Origin of the sequence: Paenibacillus shunpengii (assembly GCF_042684905.1) — a bacterium.
In the GTDB taxonomy this organism is placed as follows: Bacteria; Bacillota; Bacilli; order Paenibacillales; family Paenibacillaceae; genus Paenibacillus; species Paenibacillus shunpengii.
Map to the genome: position 1 here is coordinate 1,542,795 of NZ_JBHUMJ010000002.1, position 19,476 is coordinate 1,562,270.

A 19,476-nucleotide genomic window follows, 5' to 3' on the forward strand; every position below is an offset into this window, starting at 1 on the left:
TAAAAGATCAGGAGGGCGAAAACGTGCGTAATTCGAATCGTAAAATTCTTGTCAATCAAATCGGCTACCCCTTGAGGGGGAACAAGCTCGTGATATTAAGAGGAAGCAGCTCTACCTTCCACATCAGGGATATAGCGACTTCTGAGATTGTTTATTCTGCTCAGGCACAGGATGGAGTGGAGGATCTATGCTCTGGTGATCATTTATTTCAGGGTGATTTTTCATCATTTGAAGAGCCTGGACAATACAGGATTGAAGATGAGGAAGGGAATAAATCTGCTCCATTTATGATATCCGAACAGCCCTATGACGAGGTTCATGCCGGACTATTGAAGGCCTTCTATTATTTGCGCTGTGGAGAAGACTTGGATGAGGAGTATGCGGGAGTGTGGAAGCATAAGGCATGTCATACTTCTCCGGGCTATGTTCATACGAATCCGGATCAGCGGCTTGACGGCAATGGAGGCTGGCACGATGCAGGCGATTACGGGAAATATGTTGTAGCTGGTGCAAAAGCACTGGCCGATCTGATGCTTAGCTGGGAATTGTATTCGGAAGCCTTTGCTTATTCGGTACCTCTGCCCGAATCGGATGGTGTGTTGCCTGATGTGCTGCATGAATGCAAGGTAGAGCTGGAGTTCTTGCTTAAGATGCAGGATACGGTCACCGGCGGGTCCTATCACAAGCTGACAACCAAGCAATTTCCCGGTCTTGATGTCATGCCGGAGGAGGACGAGGACGAGCTTGTATTTGCTCCTATATCTGCAACGGCAACAGCGGCTAGCTGTGCAGTGATGGCTGTGGCTGCAAGAATATACGATACCTACGATGCTGAGTTTGCTGACAGATGTCTCACATCAGCCAAACGTTCCTGGACTTGGCTTGAGGCACATCCGGATGAGCCAGGATTTAAAAATCCCCCGGATATTTACACGGGTGAATATGGGGATGGTTGCGATCTTGATGAGCGGTATTGGGCTGCAACCGAGCTGTATTTTTCCACCGGTGAATCGGTATACCATGATGCAATCAAAGGGTACGTGCAGGGGGATTTCCCTAAATGTGAATTGGGCTGGGCGGATATGGGAGGATATGGAACCGTTCGCTATTTGCTGGCAGATGAGCAAGAGAAAGATACTGCCCTCTACGCTGACCTGAAGGGCCATCTTATGAATGAAGCGGATCGCTTGCTGGAGATCTCGAAGCAAGATGGTTATGGTATCTCCCTTATGGAAGACGATTATATCTGGGGGAGTAATATGGTTGTCATGAACAGAGCGATGCTTCTTCTCTTGGCTCATAAATTATGTGGAAATGTGGAGTATGAACAGGCTGCACTTGGTCATGTGCATTATATATTAGGCTTAAATGTACTTGATCTGTCTTATGTAACAGGGTTTGGAGAGCACTCCGTTATGCATCCTCATCATCGGCCATCCGTAGGTGATAGTGTAGAGTTACCCGTACCAGGCATGCTGGCTGGTGGACCAAACAAACATTTGAACGATGAATGCATGAGAGCTCATCTTCAAGGCAAGCCTGCTGCTGCTTGCTATATCGACGATGAGGATAGTTATGCGGGGAACGAAATCACGATTTACTGGAACTCACCAGCTGTATTTGTCTTCTCACACTGGAACTCCGCTTAAGTTCATTTGTAATCGAAGGAGCAGGGTTCAGTCTGTTTTTAGCGAAAATATTCAGTTGGAAACAGACAAAGGAGCGTGCTGACGAGATGAATGAACAATTACAGCTGTTATTGGATCTGCCTAAACGTCAGATTATTTTGAGTTTACAGCCTGAGCCTTACCAGCAAATCAAAGAAGGCAAGAAAACGATTGAATTTCGTCGGAGGTTTATAAAAGAGCCTGCAGCGGCATTCATATATGTATCCTCTCCTGTGAAACAAATTAAAGCTTTTATTGAATTTGGAATGCCGATCCAGGAGGATATCGACACACTCGTATCTATTGCAGAGGGACATGAGCAAGGATCAGGGGCGGAGCTTCGTGAATATTTCAGCGGTGTGTCTCATGGATATGCCATTCCTATCTTATCCTGTATCGAATTTGCGCCCATGTCGCTCGAGCTGCTTAAGGGGGGCTATGCGTTTAATCCTCCTCAATCCTATATGAACCTGTCTGTTAATCCACGACTTGAACAGGCCTTATTGAAGAAAATGATGACCTAATCAAGGAGTCCACGACTTGGACTCCTTATCGGCCACATCTCTATAAGGAGGTGATCAGACGAACAAAAATGTAAACGCTTAGATTGCTTAACGGATTGGATTGATTGTGATGTGACGGAATGCATCGCCATTGGAAAGGAGGATCTAGCCATGCGTGTAAAGAATAGCTGGGCAGTATTTCTTAGTATTTTGCTGATTAGCAGTATGATACCTTCTAATATGAAGAAAATGGAGGCGGCTCCCATTATATTTGAAGCGGAGAATGGAGTATTCACAGGCGTTGATGTAATGACGCAATTGCAAGGCTACTCTGGCAGCGGGTACGTAGGGGGATTTGATGAGCAGAACGATAAGCTGAGTATACAAGTGACCGTACCGGATACAGGTCTCTACAATTTAAGTATCGGTTATCAGGCTCCGCACGGAACGAAGAATACGAGTCTTGTCGTGGGAGGCACATCGCAAGGTGAGATTACACTTCATGAAACAACGAATTTCGGTGAAGTAGATGCAGGGAAAATCATGCTTCAAGGAGGTACGACGGAGATCAGCTTCATCAGTAATTGGGGCTGGTATTATATTGACTATGTACGGCTGGAGAGAGCTTCAGATCCACCACCGCATCAAATCAATGCAGCACTCATTAATCCAGATGCCAGCAGTGAGGCCGTGTCCCTATATAATTATTTGAAATCAGAGTATGGACAGCATATTCTGTCTGGGCAGCAAACACTGGCCGATGCGAATTGGATCCATAGCACATTTGGCAAGAAGCCGGCTGTATTAGGTCTTGATCTGATGGACTATTCACCTTCAAGGACAGAGCGGGGAACGGTATCATCGGATATTGAGCATGCGATCGAGTGGGATGCCGGAGGCGGTATCGTCACCTTTGCGTGGCACTGGAATGCTCCAAAAGATCTGATCGATCAACCTGGAAAGGAATGGTGGAGAGGCTTCTATACGGAAGCAACCACTTTCGACATTGAATATGCCATGTCACACCCGGATTCCCAGGATTATCAGCTGCTCATTCGTGATATGGATGCCATTGCTGTACAGCTCAAAAGACTTCAGCAGGAAAATATACCGGTACTGTGGAGACCGCTGCATGAGGCGGAAGGAGGATGGTTCTGGTGGGGCGCCAAGGGTCCGGAACCTGCCAAAGAGCTGTACCAGCTGATGTATGACCGATTCACGAATTTCCATGGGCTTGATAATCTCATATGGGTATGGAACTCGGAGAATCCGGCTTGGTATCCGGGGGATCAATATGTTGATATTATCAGCGTTGACAGCTATCCAGGTGCTGGGAATTATGGACCGGTAAGCAGCCGTTATGAGAATCTGAAGACACTGGTGAACGATCACAAGATTATTGCATTGACGGAAAATGGGCCTATTCCCGATCCGGATTTGCTGCAGGCCTATCATGCGGATTGGAGCTGGTTTGTGACTTGGTCTGGAGAGTTCTTACGAGATGGTATTCAGAATAGTACACAGCATTTGACAAAGGTGTATAACAGTCCATATGTAATTACACTGGATGAACTGCCGGATTGGAAAAATAATTACTAATTGGATTAGCAGAGCAAATTTCATAAACCATCATTTAAATGAGCTTTGAATTTTATTGCCGGGCTCAAACAGCGAGAAAAATCACAAAACCATGGATAAAAAGAGTCTTTTCGTTACAAATTGATGAACTTTAGCGTTTCTATCCGGGGCGAAAATGTGTTAACCTTAGGTATAGGATTTTTGTAAGCCCTCTCATTATTTTTAGCAAACGGTTTCATTTCAAAGTAGAGGAGATGCGATATATGCCTAAGACCCCCTTATTTATCGTAACAGGCGCAAGCTGTGTAGGAAAATCATCGGTTGTTCCTTATCTGCGAAGTTTACTTCCTGAGTTTGTAGTTCTTGACCTGCATCCGGAAGAAAGCTTGGATTCTTCTTTGTCATTAGGACCTGTCCTGCAAATGGCTCATCAAATTTCAATGAGTGATCGGGGCACGGTGATTGTAGGCACCTTGACCCCGGAGGATGTAATCGAGAGCGGATACAGAGAACTATTCAGCCAAGTCTATTTTATGAATCTGCATTGCAGTGATGAAGTGAGAGACCATAGACTTAGGGATCGTGGAGCCACTCAAGAGATGATATGGAGCAACACGAGACTCGCACATCGGCTGCTGAGCAGTGATAATTTCTCGTTCAGTCCTCCCATATCGACAATGGACACAACTGCTTACTCTCCCGAAGAAGCTGGTAAGCTGATTCGCAAGTGGGTAAGGAATTACTGGAGTTCACGTTATCCGTTAGAAATTCGCGCATACACTTAGTAAATGCTTGGATTAATCCAGCACATGAAGCAAACGGTAGCGCTCCGCTATCGTTTGTTTTTTTAGTATAGCAACACTATTGAAAAAGGCATATAATCTATAATAATGACAGCTTCAGTACAGCTTTAAATTCTGATTGTGAGGTTGATTATGTCAATGATTCTTGAGAGACTTGATTCAGAGAAAACACTCGAGCAATGGAAAAAAGCTTTTGAGCGCCACAAAATCGTACGTGCTGACTCATTCTATGAACAATGTCTGCATGAGAACAAAATCGGCCTTAGGGTCACACTTCTTGTGTACCTGGACGAGCAAATCCTTGCTGGCTGCGCACATTTGAAGTTTGAATCGGACTATTTGTATTTTAGAGCACAAGGTATACCCGAAATTAATGATGTGAATATTTTTCCGGAATTCCGGAGAAGAGGGATCGGTAATCAGCTGATCGAAGAATTTGAAAGTATAGCAGCCTATAACTCCTATGACAGTATTGGGATTGGCATGGGGCTTTATAAGGATTTTGGTGCTGCTCAGCGTATCTATTGCAAGAGAGGTTATATTCCAGATGGCAATGGTCTGATGAATCATAATCGGGAAGTAGCTCTAGGTGATCAGGTGGAGGTCAATGATGATTTACTGCTCTATTTCGTAAAAGAATTGGGTAATGCTGCTCCTAAATGATAGAATTGAATTACATACTTGTCAGGACCGTATTAGCAGTTTAGGCTACGGTCTTTTTTATTGTATCTGTAATCTGGAGGATTCGTTGCGAAATATATCACCAAATTCGTATTCTGAGGAGGATGAAGATGTATTTAAAAAGAGTTCTCATGCTTCATGATAAAATCGAGAACAGTGAAGCGTATCCTTTTTCAATACCTTCCATTCATAGTATGGAGGAAATCCAATTTCGCAAGCCAGTCTCGTTTTTTGTGGGTGAAAATGGTTCTGGCAAATCAACGCTGCTTGAAGCCATTGCTTATCAATGTGGATTTCATACAGCTGGCGGAGGGAGAAATAATCTGTATGATGTAGAAGCCTCGGAATCGGCCTTAGGAGACTACATTCGATTATCCTGGATGCCCAAAATTACGAATGGATTCTTCCTCCGGGCAGAGTCCTTCTATCAATTTGCCTCCCACATTGATTCTGATCCTGAGCACTTGCCAAATTATGGAGGTAAATCACTACATCATCAGTCACATGGAGAATCCTTCCTCAGCTTATTTGTTCATCGGTTCGGAAGCCAAAGGGCAATATATTTGCTGGATGAGCCCGAGGCTGCTTTGTCACCAACGAGACAGCTGTCACTGCTTAGAGTGATCTATGACTTAAGAGAGCAGGCTCAGTTCATCATCGCAACGCATTCACCGATATTGCTGGGATATCCAGATGCGGATATTTTCAGCTTTGATCAAACGCCGATTCGTCCGATTGCATATGAAGATACGGAGCATTATCAAGTGACAAGAAGATTTTTGGAGAATAAAAAACAGATATTGAATGAGTTGTTCAGTGATGATTAGAAGGGGGAACGACATATGGAGAATATACAGATTAGAGAGGTACAGGTACAAGATGCCGAGCAGCTGCTCAGGCTGAATCAGGAGCTGGATCGGGAGACGAAGTTCATGCTGTATGAACCGGGGGAAAGACTTGCTACGATCGAGTCCCAGACGAAGCGAATTATTGGGATGCTCGAATCAGGGCACTCTACATTGCTTCTGGCCGTTAATGAAGACAGCAGTGTGATCGGGCAGCTTGGTATTATTGGTTCTGAGCTGCAGCGTAAGAAGCACGTCGTGTACATGGTCATTGGCATTCTACAGCAATACACCGGTCAAGGTGTCGGTACGAAGCTGTTTCGGGCAATGGAGGAATGGTGCAGGCTGCGCAGGATTCACCGGATTGAGCTGACGGTGATGGCTCATAATGAAGCTGCGATCGCCTTGTATCACAAGATGGGATTTGAAATGGAGGGCAAGAAGCGTCATTCACTGATCGTGGATGGACAGTATGTAGATGAATTGTATATGGCCAAAATGGTCTGATACTGGTAATCTATCATCTTCCAGATATGGAAGCTATAATAGAATGTACAGCCTCGGTATAAGAAAGAGGTAGTTCTACTTATTAATAGGAAGGGAAGTGGCTGATCAAATGAATAACAAAGAACGTTTCTCAGATCGGGTCGATTCTTATGTGAAATATCGTCCAAGCTATCCGGTAGAAGCCATCGATTACATGTATGGAACGATAGGGATGAAGCCGGCAAGTACGATTGCCGATATCGGCGCAGGGACAGGAATTATGTCAGAGCTGCTGCTGGCCAGAGGGAGTACAGTGATTGCGGTCGAGCCAAACATGGAAATGCGGCTGGCAGCAGAATCAAGGCTGTCTGGCAACGCTCAATTCAGAGCGCAGTCAAGTCCTGCGGAAGAGACGGGCCTGCAAGCTCAGTCGGTTGATTATATCGTTTGCGCCCAGTCATTTCATTGGTTTGATCAGCGCTTAGCAAAAGAGGAGTTTAAGCGTATTCTGAAGCCAGAAGGGAAGGTAATCCTGATATGGAATTCAAGACTTACCGAAGGTACGCCTTTCCTGGTCAAATATGATGAGCTGCTTCATACCTATGGAACAGATTACAATGAAGTAAAGCATACCAATATCACTTCGGATATGCTGCGTTCTTTTTTTAAGAATGGAGAGCTGCATGAGGTTGAATTTCCTAATCGGCAAATCTTTGACTATGAAGGGTTAAGCGGCAGATTACAATCTTCCTCCTACAGCCCACCGCCAGGCCACCCTAATTATGAGCCTATGATGAACGCGCTGCTGGAGCTGTTTAATTCCTATCAACAGGAAGGACAAGTGTATTTCGAATATACGACACAAATCTTCTGGGGAGAAGTTTAGGGGGTTATCCTTGCATGAAGCTATGTGGAAGTAATGGATATTTAACGGACAAGCTGGATGCAGAACGGATCGTTATGGATCCTCAAGCCTGGAATACGAGAGCATTAAGAGTCTATGAGAAATGCGGCTTTCGTCAAGTGAAGCTTCTTCCAAATCACGAATGGCACGAAGGCTCCTACAGGGACTGCTGGCTTATTGAATACACAAGTAAATGACTTGAGCAGAAACACCTTTTTGTGGGGAGGGCAATCTTATGGATAATGGTTATTACATCGGATGGGGAACGCTCGCCCTCATTAATGCAGGCCTGGCACAAGGCAAGAATAGAAGTGGTTTGAATTGGTTCTTGCTCTCATTGTTACTAGGACCGCTTGCGACGCTGATTATTGTAGTATGGAGTAAGAAATAAGACATTGTTATACGATATATTCTATAGATCAGGGGGAATAATATCAGTGAGTGCAGGTAGAACGATATTATATATGGTAAGGCACGCGGAATCCCCGTTTAAATTTGGAGAAGAGCGTACAAGAGGCTTGTCTGACAAAGGAGCTGCACATGCACAGGAGCTTGCTCATATATTTGCTTCCATACCGGTGCACCTGATTATATCCAGTCCATACGTTCGTGCCGTTGAGACGGTTAATCCTATTGCGAAATCCAAGGGATTAGAGGTTGTACTCCATGAGGAACTTAAGGAAAGAATGATAGAAGGACCTCATCATAGATCAGACTGGGAAGTGCTGGAGAGAGCGATTCAAGCTTCGTTTGAAGATCCGGATTATGCGCTGGAAGGCGGAGAATCGACAAGGCAAACACAGCAGCGTGCTATTCCCATCATTGAACAAATTCTAGCAGACTATGCGGAGAAGAGTATTATTCTCGGTACACATGGCAATATCATGGTGGCTATTATGAATTATTACGATTCACAGTATGGCTATGATTTCTGGGCAGGAACCACGAAGCCTGACATCTATCGGTTAGAATTTGAAGGCAATCGGCTTGTTCAGGTAGAGTGCTTGTGGGAGAAAGTAACAGGATGATACGAGACAAGTGGTCAGAGGGAGAGCGAGGGATTGCAATACCTTTGATGTAATACATATTATTTCTGACTGAATACGTACTAAGGAGAGTTCTGAAGTGAATTCAATCGTTTCCTATTGTTTGTCCAAAAAGGCTGCCAAGGAGGATTATCCTTTCGGGGCGGATACCCTTGTGGCCAAAATTGAGGGGAAAATGTTTGCCTTGATTTCCCTGAATAAGGATAAGGAACCGCTCAGCATATCGCTCAAATGCGATCCGCTCATAGCCGTGAATCTGCGTGAACAGCATCAGGCGGTCGTGCCGGGTTATCATCTTAACAAAAAGCACTGGAACACGGTATACCTGGACCAAGACCTTGGAGCAGAGGATATTCTGCCGATGATCGATCATGCCTACGACTTGGTATTTAAGAGCTTGACGAAGAAGCAGCGTGAAGCAATTCAATATCGTTTGGGTAAGTAATATTTATAGATTAGACTAGTGATCTGGCTCTGGCGGGAGTTCTTGCATGAAGGCAAGCCTGCATAGAGCCTTTTTTACTGTTAAACATCATAATCTGACGCAATGTGAATGTTTTTGATTGAAAATGATTGTTTTTATCTAGATATGTGGTACTATAGAATCAGTCAGGAGGAAGAATAGATGCTGACAGAAGAACGATATCGGATGATTTTAGAACGCTTACAGCAGCGTGGAGTGGTTAAACTTCAGGAGCTGGTTGAATTACTCCAGGCTTCTGAATCCACGATTCGAAGAGACTTGGTGGATTTAGAGGCGAAGAACCTGCTCAAAAGAGTCCATGGAGGGGCTTCACTTGTAAGTCATAAGAGTACCGAGCTTGGCATGGATGAGAAAACGTTCAAAAACGTTCAAGAAAAGACCGCAGCAGCGATCTTGGCGGCCAAACAGCTCCATGATGGTGAATGTATTTATCTGGATGCGGGCACGACCACGCTTGCCATGATTCCTTATATTGAAGCACAGGAAATTACCGTTGTTACCAACGGACTCTCCCACGTAGAAGCGCTGGTAAGTAAAAAGATACGCAGCTATTTGCTCGGTGGCATGATGAAACCGCATACGAAGGCGGTCATTGGCAGTATAGCACTTCAAAATATGGATAACTTCCGCTTCGACAAGAGCTTCTTGGGTACCAATGGATTGGATATGGCGATGGGCTATACGACTCCGGATCCGGAAGAGGCATTAATTAAACGCAGGGCCCATCAGTTATCCGGACAGACCTATGTGCTTGCAGATTCAAGCAAGTTTGGGGAAATCGCTTTTGCCAAGCTGTTTAATCTGGAAGAAGCGACGTTAATAACAGACAGGGTTCCGGCCGAATATAGGAAATGGCTTGGACCGAAATTTAAAGCAATTGAGGGATTAAAATGATATATACGGTAACACTCAATCCATCCATCGATTACATCGTGGAAGTTGAACAGCTGGAGCTTGGCAGCTTGAACCGAATGAAGCGGGATCTTAAGCTCCCCGGCGGTAAAGGAATCAATGTATCCAGGGTGCTTGAGCAGCTGAATGCAGAACATGCAGCACTCGGTTTTATTGGTGGATTTACTGGGGATTTTATAGACGCGTATCTGAACAAGGAAGGAATTAGATCGGATTTTGTTTTCATTCAGGATGATACACGAATTAACGTCAAATTGAAGCATGACCAGGAGACCGAGATCAATGGACTTGGTCCAGTAGTCACAGAGGAAGAGGCAGTGGCTCTGCTTCAGAAGCTGAATCAGCTTGCAGAAGGAGACATTCTCGTGCTGTCAGGCAGTATTCCACCTTCACTTGGCGGTGACTTCTATCTTCGATTAATCCAAGCCTGCCAGAAGGCAGGGGCAGAATTTGTCATTGATACGACAGGTGAGGCCTTGCTCGAAGCTTTGTACTATAAACCGCTGCTGGTGAAACCGAATCATCACGAATTAGCTGAAATGTTCGGAGTTACGATCGAGTCTCAGGACGACCTCATTACCTATGGCAGGAAGCTGCTGGATGAAGGCGCACAGCACGTCATTATTTCTATGGCTGGTGAAGGAGCCTTGATGATTACAAGTGAGGCTGTTTATCACGCCACGGTTCCTGCGGGAACCGTAAGAAATTCAGTCGGTGCCGGAGATTCGATGATTGCTGGCTTTGTAGGAACGCTTACTCAAACAAAAGACCCGTTAGAGGCATTTCGTGCAGGTGTAGCTTCAGGCAGTGCAACGGCATTTTCAGACGATCTTGCTCAGCGAAAAGAAATTGATAAATTGATTCCTGAAGTCCAAATCACCAAATTATAAATATAAAAGTAAGACCTAATAGGCGTGAAAATGCACGCCTGATCATTCAGGGGAGTTGTTACACATGAGAATTACGGATTTGATGATTGAAGAAACGATGATCATGAATTTGAAATCCACTTCGAAGGATGGCGCAATGGATGAATTGATAGCTAGTCTCGCTAGCAGCGGGCGTATCAATGATCCTGTTCTATTCAAAGAAATGATATATAAACGTGAGGCAGAATCCAGCACAGGAATCGGCGGAGGGATCGCGATGCCTCATGCGAAGACTTCAGCAGTGAACGAGCCAACCGTTGTATTTGCAAAAAGCGAAGCCGGTGTCGATTTTGAATCATTGGACGGTGAGCCTGCTCATGTGTTCTTCATGATTGCAGCACCGGAAGGAGCGGGAAGTACACATCTTCGTACGCTCGCTGCCCTTTCCCGGCTATTGATTGACAACGTTTTCATTGAACGATTGCTGCAAACAAAGACGCCGAATGAGGTAACCGCCCTATTCAATGAGAAGCAGGCTGAGGAAGCGGAGGGTTCAGAGAAGTCGGAGCATAAGACGCACTCGGCAGACTCATCGACAAATGAGACTCTGAAGGCAGTAGACCAAGCTGAAGAAATTCCGTTTGTTGTTGCGGTAACTGCTTGTCCTACGGGAATTGCCCACACCTTTATGGCTGAAGACGCACTCAAGAAGAAGGCTCAGGAGATGGGCGTTCATATTCGAGTGGAAACCAACGGCTCTGAAGGAGCGAACAATGTCTTGACCGAAGATGAAATCCGCCGGGCGAAGGGGGTTATCGTCGCGGCAGATAAAAATGTCGAGATGGCCCGGTTTGCAGGTAAGCCTGTATTGCAGCGTCCTGTCAGCGATGGTATTCGTAAGTCAGAAGAGCTGATATCCAAAGCCGTAAAAGGAGATGCCCCGATCTACCAGGCAGAAGGTGGAGCGGCTTCACCAGCTGCGGATGAGAAGAAAAGTGTCGGCAGTACCTTGTATAAGAACTTAATGAACGGTATATCTCATATGCTTCCGTTTGTTGTCGGCGGCGGGATTCTGCTCGCGATTTCGTTCCTCATTGAACAAGTCGGAGGAGAGGATCATCCGATCTTCCAATTGCTCCAGACGATCGGGGGCGGTGATGGAGCGTTTCATTTCCTGATTCCTATTCTGGCGGGGTTCATTGCAATGAGTATTGCTGATCGACCGGCACTTATGCCGGGTATGGTGGGTGGTTTGATGGCGGTTAATGCCAATGCCGGATTTCTCGGTGGACTTGCAGCCGGTTTCCTGGCAGGGTACGTTGTCATTGGACTTCGCCGGGTATTTAAGCATTTGCCCAAAGCCATTGACGGATTAAAAGCCATTCTGATATATCCGGTGTTCGGACTGCTGATTACCGGCTCACTGATGTTCTATATTTTGTCACCGATCTTCAGCTGGATTAATACCGGTTTGATAGATGTACTTAACAATCTGGGTACAGGGAATATGGTTCTGCTCGGAATCATTCTCGGTGGTATGATGTCAATTGATATGGGCGGACCGTTTAACAAAGCTGCATACACATTTGCGATTGGCGTGTTTACGTCAAGCGGAAATGAGAATGGGCTGATGATGGCAGCTGTCATGGCGGGGGGGATGGTTCCTCCATTGGCTATAGCGTTAGCAACAACCTTCTTCAAGAATAAGTTTACGGAAGAGGAGCGTAAATCCGGGATTACGAATTATGTACTGGGCTTGTCCTTTATTACTGAGGGTGCCATTCCATTCGCAGCAGCTGATCCGCTTCGGGTATTGACCTCGTGTATCGTTGGATCGGCGGTCGCCGGAGGATTGACTCAATTGTGGGCAATTAACCTCCCGGCTCCCCATGGAGGAATCTTTGTCGCTGCACTTGCGAGCAATGCATTGATGTTCTTGCTGGCGGTTGTAATTGGTGCCGTTCTCTCTGGATTCATCTTAGGATTATGGAAGAAGCCTTTGAAAGTATAATAAAATAAATAAGTTCGAATACCGTCTCTGAACGAAAGTGCAGAGGCGGTTTTTTTATGAGTAACCCTAATGGTGACATTGCACTTGGGAAAGGACGTAAGCTCTGCTGCAATATTTCTGGCTCACTCATAATTGAATAAAGCTAGCAGTACCTTAGGAGTAAGTGAAGGAAACATACCCCTTTGGTTTATTTGATTACAATTGCGATGTTCTAATTTGAGAGGAGATATGTAACGTGAATAAGACAGAGAATATCAGTCCTTTTGTCAATGAGCCTTTCGTGAACTTCAGTTTGGAAGAGAACAAGCAGGCAATGGAAAAAGCGATTAGCATAGTAAAGTCTGAATTAGGTCAGAATATCCCTCTGCATATCGGTGAAAAAAAGGTGTTCACTGAGGATGTCATTACTTCAATTAACCCGGGTAATCTGGACGAAGTCATTGGTTATGTGAGTAAAGCGAATCAGGCACTGGCAGAAGAAGCGATGCAAATGGCGGTAAGCACATTCGAAACATGGAAGAGGGTACCTGCAAGAGATCGAGCGGAGTATTTATTCAAGGCAGCAGCGCTTATGCGGGAACGCAAGCATGAATTCTCAGCACTTATGATTCTTGAATCTGGAAAAAACTATGCTGAGGCCGATGCAGATACAGCAGAAGCCATAGATTTTATTGAATTTTATGCGCGTGAAATATTGCGCCTTGATCAAATTAATGAAACACAGCCTCTAACCAAGGTGCAAGGGGAAGACAATCGCTTAACATATATTCCTATAGGCGTTGGCGTCATCATACCTCCATGGAATTTTCCGCTGGCTATATGCGTAGGCATGACAACTGCTGCCGTTGTGTCAGGAAACACGGTATTGCTTAAGCCTGCATCGACGACGCCTGCTATAGCTCATAAATTTGTTGCGCTTATGGAAGAGGTGGGTCTTCCAGCTGGTGTTATCAATTTTATACCTGGCAGCGGAGCAGAAGTTGGAGATTATTTAACCTCTCATCCGAAGACCCGATTTATCAGCTTCACCGGCTCGAAGGAGGTCGGTCTTCATATAAGTAAGCTGGCAGCGAATACGTCAGAAGGCCAAATCTGGATCAAGCGGCTTATTGCTGAAATGGGCGGCAAGGATGGGATCGTCGTAGATGAGACTGCGAATCTGGATGCAGCGGCACAGTCCATTGTGGCTTCCGCCTTTGGATTCCAGGGACAGAAGTGTTCTGCCGGGTCAAGAGCGATCATTGTGGAAGCTGTGTATGATGAAGTTGTGGAGAAGGTTAAGGCGCTGACGGAGAAGCTTGTTGTCGGGTTACCAGAGCTGAATTATCCAGCAGGACCGGTCATTGATAAGGGCTCTTATGATAAAATCTTGAATTACATCGAAATTGGCAAAGGCGAAGGAACGTTACTAACGGGAGGAAGTCCGGCCGAAGGTAATGGCTACTATATCCAGCCTACGGTTTTTGCAGATGTGAAACCAGGTGCCAGAATCATGAAGGAAGAAATATTTGGTCCCGTTCTTGCTATATGCAAGGCATCAGATTATAAGGAAGCGATTGAGATCTATAATGATACAGAGTTTGGATTAACAGGCTCTTACTTCTCCTCAGACCAAAATCGCATTGAGGAAGCGCTGGAGACGATGCACTGTGGAAATCTGTATATAAACCGCAAATGTACCGGGGCTTTGGTTGGAGCACATCCATTCGGCGGTTTCAATATGTCAGGTACGGATTCCAAGGCTGGGGGATACGATTACCTGCTCTTGTTTACCCAGGCTAAGCTGACGTCTAGGAAGCTGTAGTTAAATGAATGAAGATGACTTCGGATATTCCGAAGTCATCTTTTTTTTAGTACAATGACCTTTATAATGAAAAGATGGATTGCAGGTCCTTAATCCCATGAACGATTTCTGTGATAGAAGGGCTGTCAGGTAGGCTAAAAAACCAAAAGAGGTGTTAGCAATGGGGCACATTATAGGCGAACGAATTGTTCTAAGAGAATATCGAATGGAGGATTTATCCGCAATACAAAGCTGGGTTAACGATTCGGTTATTACGTCTACTTTAAGTGACCTATTTAGTTATCCGCAAAGTATAAAAAAGACGGAAGACTTCATACATATGATGATGGACGGCAAGTCAGATACACACAAGAGCTTTGTCATTGCACATCAGAATACACTCGACTATATAGGTCAGATTGATGTGTTAAATATCTCCTGGAAGAACGAACGGCCTCGCTTGCGATTGTTATTGGTTCGAAGAAAGATCAAGGAAGAGGTTTCGGCTCTGAAGCGATACGATTGCTGCAATATCTGGTATTTAATGAGATGAATTTAAATCGGCTGGAGCTACAGGTATATGATTTCAATCATGCGGCAATCCGTTGCTATAAGAAATGCGGCTTTGTAGAAGAAGGAAGAGCGAGGCAGAAGATTTATCGGAATGGGAAATACAATGATATCATTCACATGAGTATACTAAAGAGCGAATATGATACATTAGTACAGCGTACGAAGTTGACCGCCTATGCACGTGATCTGGAAGGCTGAGATCAATAAGCAGGAACATGGAAACTTGAAAATAGACGAATAGGTCAACCAATCTACAGTAAGCTATAGCTTTTGACAAAAAATAGACAAGTATTTGTCAAACTTATGCTAATTCTGCGATTACCCGAGAAATAAAACATAAATTGAATCTATTGCGGTTTATAGATTAGATTCATTCAGAGAGGATCAGCGCTGATGGCAGATATTTATTTTGAGAATATGCGTTTATCTTCGGACAGAGAAGCTGTTTCGGACTATGAAGATATTAGCCGTAAGCTGCATGGATATAATATGCGAGCAACCGGTGGATTGCTGAAAGAGCCTGGCGACAGTATTCATCTCTATTTGAAGAACGAAGCGTCAGAAGTGGTCGGAGGAATATTTTGCGAGACATGGCTGTACGGTTTATATATTGATGTATTTTGGATTGCAGAAGCCTATCGGAGCAACGGATTCGGCAAATATATGCTGTGCGAAGCCGAGCGCAGAGGAAGAGAAGCAGGCTGTTTGTTTGCGCATACGTCGACTTTTTCTTATCAAGCGCCTTCGTTCTATGAGAAGAACGGGTATGATGTATACGGAATCAACGATTTATTTCCCGGGGAAATCAAGCAATATTTTCTGAAGAAAAAATTTTAAATGGCACATGAACAAGAGAGAGGGAGTCGCATGGTCTATATTGAGCAAATTGAAATGAAGCATCTGCCGCAGCTGGCAGAGCTGTACGAAGAACTGATCGGTGTCAGTACAAACCTAGCGAAGATGGAAGAGACCTATCAAACGCTGCTTGAAGATAAGAGCTATTATGTGCTGGGTGCTTTTTATGAGAATCAGCTGGCGGGATCATTGATGGGAATCCTGTGTAAAGATCTGATTGGGGAGTGCGAGCCTTTTATGGTGATCGAAAATGTCGTAGTATCCTCCAAAATCCGAAGAATAGGCATTGGCCGAAAGCTGATGAATGAGATTGAAGTGATTGCCAGACAGCAGAACTGCAGATATATTATTCTCGTATCCGGCGGACAAAGAGTCGAAGCTCACCGAATGTATGAATCTATGGGCTATCGTGAAGAGCACGTTGAAGGGTTCAGGAAATTACTGAAATGAAGTCAGGTAGGGTGAACACCAATATAAGGGTGTTCTTTTTTGTGTGCATTGACAGTACAAAAGTAACTCAGTTACGATATAGAGCAGGAATGTCATATTATGGAATGTTCAGTTTGTGTTTATCCGCGGATCAATAGTTAACTGAAGGAGGGCTGAAGTTCATGGAATCAGGCAAAGTCCACATGGTTAATCGTCCTAAGGAATTATCAAATTTAATAGCCGTCTTTATGTTTATAGCGCTCCAAACTTGGGTATTCGTCACTAGCTTACGTAGAGAATCGGAGATTTTTTGGATGTTCTCTTTTTACATATTGTTATGTTTATACTACCTTATCATGATGGCCTGGTATTTCATTAAATACAAGCCTTGGAGACCTGTCGAATTTGAAGTGCTTCCAGACTCTTATCGAGTCGGGTCTAATCAAATCACTGCTTCTGAGATTCAGTTCATTATTGTTAGAGGTTACTTTCATCCATGCGTTGGAATACAGTTATTTAACAAAAAGAGAACGCCTATGTACATGCGAATTAAATTCCAAGATCAGAAGCAGGAAGATATGATTATGAAGGAGATTAGAGCTTGGGCAGAGCCGCATCAAATTCCGGTAAAGTGGGGGAATTTTAGATACTGATTCTGGGCAGGGTTCGATAGAAGTTAGAATAAATGGAAATGTGAGGAGGACAGATATGGAGCTATTCAAACCTACACCCGAGTTTGTGGTCAGTCACAGAAAAAGAATCCGCACGTTAGTGATATTTGGAGTGGCTACGCTCTTTTTGGGCCTACTTAATCTGTCAGAGGACGGAAAATTGTTTACGATCCAGTTCATACTATATAGCGCAGTTTTTGCATTTGAAATTACAATCCTTCTTGCCCAGCTGTCCAAGAAGCCCAAACTATTTAAGCTCATTAATCATTCGCTGCAGATCGGTGATCGTATTTATCAACCGGAGGATATTAAATCCATCATTATTGAGGAAGCCTTTGGTCCTTCTATCGCAATTAAACCCAAGGGACGCCGAATTGTACCTGTCATGAATGTTTACCGAATAGCGGATGGCACGGATGCAGATGATGTGTTCGAAACAATTCATGAGTGGGGAGATAAGTTTAACGTCCCCGTACTTACGAAGCGAATATGGACGCTGTGATCTTCTCGAATATCAACTCCAAAAAACTCTAGATCTGCTTCAGCAGATCTAGAGTTTTTTGGTGCACATTTAATTCTAAATATACCACGTCATAATTTACTCGCTGAATATTTCATGACATGAACTATGCTGGATTTCGATCCTGATGCCGAATGGTGAGCCAAATGGACAGTATCAGAATCAATTCAAATACATTGGTTGCAGCCGAGCTTTCGATGGGAATAGGGATCAGCTGCCCGATAAACAATAGAGCCGTCCCAACAAGGAGCCAAGCCCATTTTTGCTTCACGAGGACGAGGATTCCTATCACGAGCAGAATAATGCCTACAATGATAACCATAATGGGTGGACCTGCCTGGCCCTCTGCGCTATATCTCATAACACCATACTCTACCGTGAGAGTAAGATGCTGCACTTCAGCCAAGGTTGAGCTTACGATCTGATAGATAATGAGACCCGCTGTAATCAACCAGGCAGCGATCTGCGTAGCCATCTTACGTCCCCATCTTACACCTGAGCGCTGCAGAATATAATAGCCGGCCAGAACAAGTGTAGGTGTAACAAAAGCATGCAGCCAAAAACGAAGACTGCTCAGTGTCATTAGCAGGTTTCCTTCGCTTATCGCTTCGCCTGCAGCTATGATGCCATTATCGTAAGCAAGGCTAAGTGTAACAAGGAGAAGGAGCAGAGGGTACTGAAGCCACCTCTTCGTTCGTGATAGATCGATCGCCATCCATAAGACGAGGATGATATAAATCATGCTGATAATAGAGTATATCCAAAAATCCAATCCGCTTCGCCCCTTACTATTAATATGTACTTGGTATTTTTGCTTAACGAATCCTATTCACCAGGAACGGTTCATCCTGAAACACTTTAATTCCATAACTATGCATTCAGTTCTACATGATAGTACACATGATGAATAATTTCTACAAATTTTAAGTATAAAATTCCCTCCTGCCACAAATGATATAGGAAAATACAGGGAGGGAAGACAGATGTGTAAACGTTATTCACTGGCCGCAGATTTAGATGAGGTGCGTGATCACTTTGCGATACAACGAGTTATGTACTATTACAAGAACCGTTATAACATTAGTCCGACGCAGCATGCTCCGATTATTCTCTATGAGGATGGAGAACGTATCATGGATGAGTATCGCTGGGGATTTATTCCTTTTTGGGGCAAGGATGCTGTTAATGCCGACTTAATGTCCGTTAGTGAGAATGTGACTTACCGCAAAATGGTGGAACAAAAACGCTGTGTTATACCTTGCAATGGTTTTTATTATTGGCGTCAGGATGGCAAGCGCAGGTATGCGGTACGTGTAGTTATGCCAGATCGCTCTATGTTCGGCATTGCCGGATTGTATGAGGTATGGAAGGATACGAGGAAGCAGCCGCTCCGTACTTGTACGATGCTGATGGCAGATGCAAACATGACCATTCGTGAGTTTGATCACCGGATGCCGGCCATACTTACGCCAGATCAGATCGATGCATGGCTTGATCCGAATATGACCGAAATGCATCGGATGCTGCCGATGATCAGGTCATTTCAAGATACGTTAATGGATGTTTATCCTGTGACACCGCTTGCCTTCAATGATAATCATGATTCACTGGAATGTGTCAAGGAAGTGGACATGCAGAGAGCGCTGGTTAAGAATTAATACATTTACGCCGATACACTGAACCTAAGGAGTCCGGTCTGCATATGTGATGTGGGTCGGACTTTTGTCTTTTTGAAAATCTTATCTGAGGGTAAGAGTAGCATAGATCAACATAATTTCCGCAAAATGTCGAAGGGATAGTCCATTGGACTGTTTCATGTGATCTCATTGCAGGACCGAAGCAGCTTGAAAGAGTAT

The 19,476-nt window shown here is 44.5% G+C and carries 23 protein-coding genes and 1 pseudogene; 23 read left to right on the forward strand and 1 reads right to left on the reverse strand.

Annotated features, from left to right (window positions below):
* Positions 1-23 precede the first annotated feature (23 nt).
* The 22 genes and pseudogenes from ACFSVM_RS07340 (at position 24) to ACFSVM_RS07445 (ending at position 17,602) form a co-directional block, all read left to right on the forward strand.
* The gene (locus tag ACFSVM_RS07340; RefSeq protein ID WP_379261133.1) at positions 24-1,649 is read left to right on the forward strand and encodes a glycoside hydrolase family 9 protein; all 1,626 of its coding nucleotides are present in this window, start codon (positions 24-26) and stop codon (positions 1,647-1,649) included.
* A gap of 86 nt (positions 1,650-1,735) precedes the next feature.
* Positions 1,736-2,191, forward strand: coding sequence for a hypothetical protein (locus ACFSVM_RS07345; RefSeq protein ID WP_379261135.1), 456 nt, complete (start codon positions 1,736-1,738; stop codon positions 2,189-2,191).
* A 150-nt stretch (positions 2,192-2,341) separates the two neighbouring features.
* Positions 2,342-3,769, forward strand: coding sequence for a glycosyl hydrolase (locus tag ACFSVM_RS07350; protein ID WP_379261137.1), 1,428 nt, complete (start codon positions 2,342-2,344; stop codon positions 3,767-3,769).
* A 242-nt stretch (positions 3,770-4,011) separates the two neighbouring features.
* Positions 4,012-4,533: an AAA family ATPase gene (locus ACFSVM_RS07355; protein ID WP_076311010.1), complete on the forward strand. Its 522-nt coding sequence runs from the start codon at positions 4,012-4,014 to the stop codon at positions 4,531-4,533.
* Between the two features lie 150 nt (positions 4,534-4,683).
* Positions 4,684-5,214: a GNAT family N-acetyltransferase gene (locus ACFSVM_RS07360; RefSeq protein ID WP_047909574.1), complete on the forward strand. Its 531-nt coding sequence runs from the start codon at positions 4,684-4,686 to the stop codon at positions 5,212-5,214.
* A 128-nt stretch (positions 5,215-5,342) separates the two neighbouring features.
* Positions 5,343-6,059 (forward strand): AAA family ATPase, encoded by a 717-nt coding sequence (locus ACFSVM_RS07365; RefSeq protein WP_076311009.1) that lies wholly within the window; start codon positions 5,343-5,345, stop codon positions 6,057-6,059.
* 15 nt (positions 6,060-6,074) lie between these two features.
* Positions 6,075-6,584, forward strand: coding sequence for a GNAT family N-acetyltransferase (locus tag ACFSVM_RS07370; RefSeq protein ID WP_379261140.1), 510 nt, complete (start codon positions 6,075-6,077; stop codon positions 6,582-6,584).
* A 109-nt stretch (positions 6,585-6,693) separates the two neighbouring features.
* A complete protein-coding gene (locus ACFSVM_RS07375; protein ID WP_379261142.1) occupies positions 6,694-7,449 on the forward strand; it encodes a class I SAM-dependent methyltransferase in 756 nt (251 codons plus the stop codon).
* Positions 7,450-7,508: 59 nt separating this feature from the next.
* Positions 7,509-7,664: pseudogene (locus ACFSVM_RS07380) on the forward strand (GNAT family N-acetyltransferase); the annotation flags it as partial.
* A gap of 38 nt (positions 7,665-7,702) precedes the next feature.
* Positions 7,703-7,858 (forward strand): hypothetical protein, encoded by a 156-nt coding sequence (locus ACFSVM_RS07385; protein WP_193745963.1) that lies wholly within the window; start codon positions 7,703-7,705, stop codon positions 7,856-7,858.
* Positions 7,859-7,904: 46 nt separating this feature from the next.
* A complete protein-coding gene (locus ACFSVM_RS07390) occupies positions 7,905-8,495 on the forward strand; it encodes a histidine phosphatase family protein (RefSeq protein ID WP_379261144.1) in 591 nt (196 codons plus the stop codon).
* A 97-nt stretch (positions 8,496-8,592) separates the two neighbouring features.
* A complete protein-coding gene (locus ACFSVM_RS07395; protein ID WP_379261146.1) occupies positions 8,593-8,958 on the forward strand; it encodes an MmcQ/YjbR family DNA-binding protein in 366 nt (121 codons plus the stop codon).
* A 180-nt stretch (positions 8,959-9,138) separates the two neighbouring features.
* A complete protein-coding gene (locus tag ACFSVM_RS07400; protein WP_379261148.1) occupies positions 9,139-9,891 on the forward strand; it encodes a DeoR/GlpR family DNA-binding transcription regulator in 753 nt (250 codons plus the stop codon).
* The gene (gene pfkB, locus ACFSVM_RS07405) at positions 9,888-10,799 is read left to right on the forward strand and encodes a 1-phosphofructokinase (protein ID WP_379261150.1); all 912 of its coding nucleotides are present in this window, start codon (positions 9,888-9,890) and stop codon (positions 10,797-10,799) included. The genes ACFSVM_RS07400 and pfkB overlap by 4 nt, the downstream gene beginning before the upstream one ends.
* Positions 10,800-10,863: 64 nt before the next feature.
* Positions 10,864-12,789: a PTS fructose transporter subunit IIABC gene (locus ACFSVM_RS07410; RefSeq protein WP_379261152.1), complete on the forward strand. Its 1,926-nt coding sequence runs from the start codon at positions 10,864-10,866 to the stop codon at positions 12,787-12,789.
* 235 nt (positions 12,790-13,024) lie between these two features.
* Positions 13,025-14,593, forward strand: a complete 1,569-nt coding sequence (gene pruA, locus ACFSVM_RS07415; protein WP_379261154.1) for an L-glutamate gamma-semialdehyde dehydrogenase — start codon at positions 13,025-13,027, stop codon at positions 14,591-14,593.
* A 160-nt stretch (positions 14,594-14,753) separates the two neighbouring features.
* Positions 14,754-15,125: a GNAT family N-acetyltransferase gene (locus tag ACFSVM_RS07420; protein ID WP_379261156.1), complete on the forward strand. Its 372-nt coding sequence runs from the start codon at positions 14,754-14,756 to the stop codon at positions 15,123-15,125.
* Positions 15,044-15,343 carry a GNAT family N-acetyltransferase gene (locus ACFSVM_RS07425; protein WP_379262919.1) on the forward strand — a complete coding sequence of 100 codons (300 nt, stop codon included), beginning with the start codon at positions 15,044-15,046 and terminating at the stop codon, positions 15,341-15,343. Before ACFSVM_RS07420 ends, ACFSVM_RS07425 begins: the two co-directional genes overlap by 82 nt.
* A 195-nt stretch (positions 15,344-15,538) precedes the next feature.
* Positions 15,539-15,982 (forward strand): GNAT family N-acetyltransferase, encoded by a 444-nt coding sequence (locus ACFSVM_RS07430; protein ID WP_076311002.1) that lies wholly within the window; start codon positions 15,539-15,541, stop codon positions 15,980-15,982.
* Positions 15,983-16,012: 30 nt separating this feature from the next.
* On the forward strand, positions 16,013-16,450 hold the full coding sequence (locus ACFSVM_RS07435; RefSeq protein WP_076311001.1) for a GNAT family N-acetyltransferase: 438 nt from the start codon (positions 16,013-16,015) through the stop codon (positions 16,448-16,450).
* Positions 16,451-16,611: 161 nt separating this feature from the next.
* Positions 16,612-17,082, forward strand: coding sequence for a hypothetical protein (locus ACFSVM_RS07440; RefSeq protein WP_379261159.1), 471 nt, complete (start codon positions 16,612-16,614; stop codon positions 17,080-17,082).
* 55 nt (positions 17,083-17,137) lie between these two features.
* Positions 17,138-17,602, forward strand: a complete 465-nt coding sequence (locus ACFSVM_RS07445) for a hypothetical protein (protein WP_379261161.1) — start codon at positions 17,138-17,140, stop codon at positions 17,600-17,602.
* Positions 17,603-17,726: 124 nt separating this feature from the next.
* On the opposite strand, the gene ACFSVM_RS07450 is transcribed toward ACFSVM_RS07445, so the two are convergent.
* Positions 17,727-18,392 (reverse strand): hypothetical protein, encoded by a 666-nt coding sequence (locus ACFSVM_RS07450; RefSeq protein WP_379261163.1) that lies wholly within the window; start codon positions 18,390-18,392, stop codon positions 17,727-17,729.
* 211 nt (positions 18,393-18,603) lie between these two features.
* Between ACFSVM_RS07450 and ACFSVM_RS07455 the strand changes: the two genes are divergently transcribed.
* Positions 18,604-19,278, forward strand: a complete 675-nt coding sequence (locus ACFSVM_RS07455) for an SOS response-associated peptidase (RefSeq protein ID WP_076310997.1) — start codon at positions 18,604-18,606, stop codon at positions 19,276-19,278.
* The last annotated feature ends 198 nt before the right edge of the window (positions 19,279-19,476 follow it).

Excerpts from the sequence above, each read along its gene's own strand:
- ACFSVM_RS07400 (WP_379261148.1), top strand. The coding sequence starts at position 9,139 with ATGCTGACAGAAGAACGATATCGGATGATTTTAGAACGCTTACAGCAG.
- pfkB (WP_379261150.1), top strand. The coding sequence starts at position 9,888 with ATGATATATACGGTAACACTCAATCCATCCATCGATTACATCGTGGAA.
- ACFSVM_RS07420 (WP_379261156.1), top strand. The coding sequence starts at position 14,754 with ATGGGGCACATTATAGGCGAACGAATTGTTCTAAGAGAATATCGAATG.
- ACFSVM_RS07370 (WP_379261140.1), top strand. The coding sequence starts at position 6,075 with ATGGAGAATATACAGATTAGAGAGGTACAGGTACAAGATGCCGAGCAG.
- ACFSVM_RS07455 (WP_076310997.1), top strand. The coding sequence starts at position 18,604 with ATGTGTAAACGTTATTCACTGGCCGCAGATTTAGATGAGGTGCGTGAT.
- ACFSVM_RS07355 (WP_076311010.1), top strand. The coding sequence starts at position 4,012 with ATGCCTAAGACCCCCTTATTTATCGTAACAGGCGCAAGCTGTGTAGGA.
- ACFSVM_RS07365 (WP_076311009.1), top strand. The coding sequence starts at position 5,343 with ATGTATTTAAAAAGAGTTCTCATGCTTCATGATAAAATCGAGAACAGT.
- ACFSVM_RS07345 (WP_379261135.1), top strand. The coding sequence starts at position 1,736 with ATGAATGAACAATTACAGCTGTTATTGGATCTGCCTAAACGTCAGATT.
- ACFSVM_RS07360 (WP_047909574.1), top strand. The coding sequence starts at position 4,684 with ATGTCAATGATTCTTGAGAGACTTGATTCAGAGAAAACACTCGAGCAA.
- ACFSVM_RS07410 (WP_379261152.1), top strand. The coding sequence starts at position 10,864 with ATGAGAATTACGGATTTGATGATTGAAGAAACGATGATCATGAATTTG.
- ACFSVM_RS07385 (WP_193745963.1), top strand. The coding sequence starts at position 7,703 with ATGGATAATGGTTATTACATCGGATGGGGAACGCTCGCCCTCATTAAT.
- ACFSVM_RS07430 (WP_076311002.1), top strand. The coding sequence starts at position 15,539 with ATGGCAGATATTTATTTTGAGAATATGCGTTTATCTTCGGACAGAGAA.
- ACFSVM_RS07440 (WP_379261159.1), top strand. The coding sequence starts at position 16,612 with ATGGAATCAGGCAAAGTCCACATGGTTAATCGTCCTAAGGAATTATCA.
- ACFSVM_RS07350 (WP_379261137.1), top strand. The coding sequence starts at position 2,342 with ATGCGTGTAAAGAATAGCTGGGCAGTATTTCTTAGTATTTTGCTGATT.
- ACFSVM_RS07445 (WP_379261161.1), top strand. The coding sequence starts at position 17,138 with ATGGAGCTATTCAAACCTACACCCGAGTTTGTGGTCAGTCACAGAAAA.
- ACFSVM_RS07375 (WP_379261142.1), top strand. The coding sequence starts at position 6,694 with ATGAATAACAAAGAACGTTTCTCAGATCGGGTCGATTCTTATGTGAAA.
- ACFSVM_RS07435 (WP_076311001.1), top strand. The coding sequence starts at position 16,013 with ATGGTCTATATTGAGCAAATTGAAATGAAGCATCTGCCGCAGCTGGCA.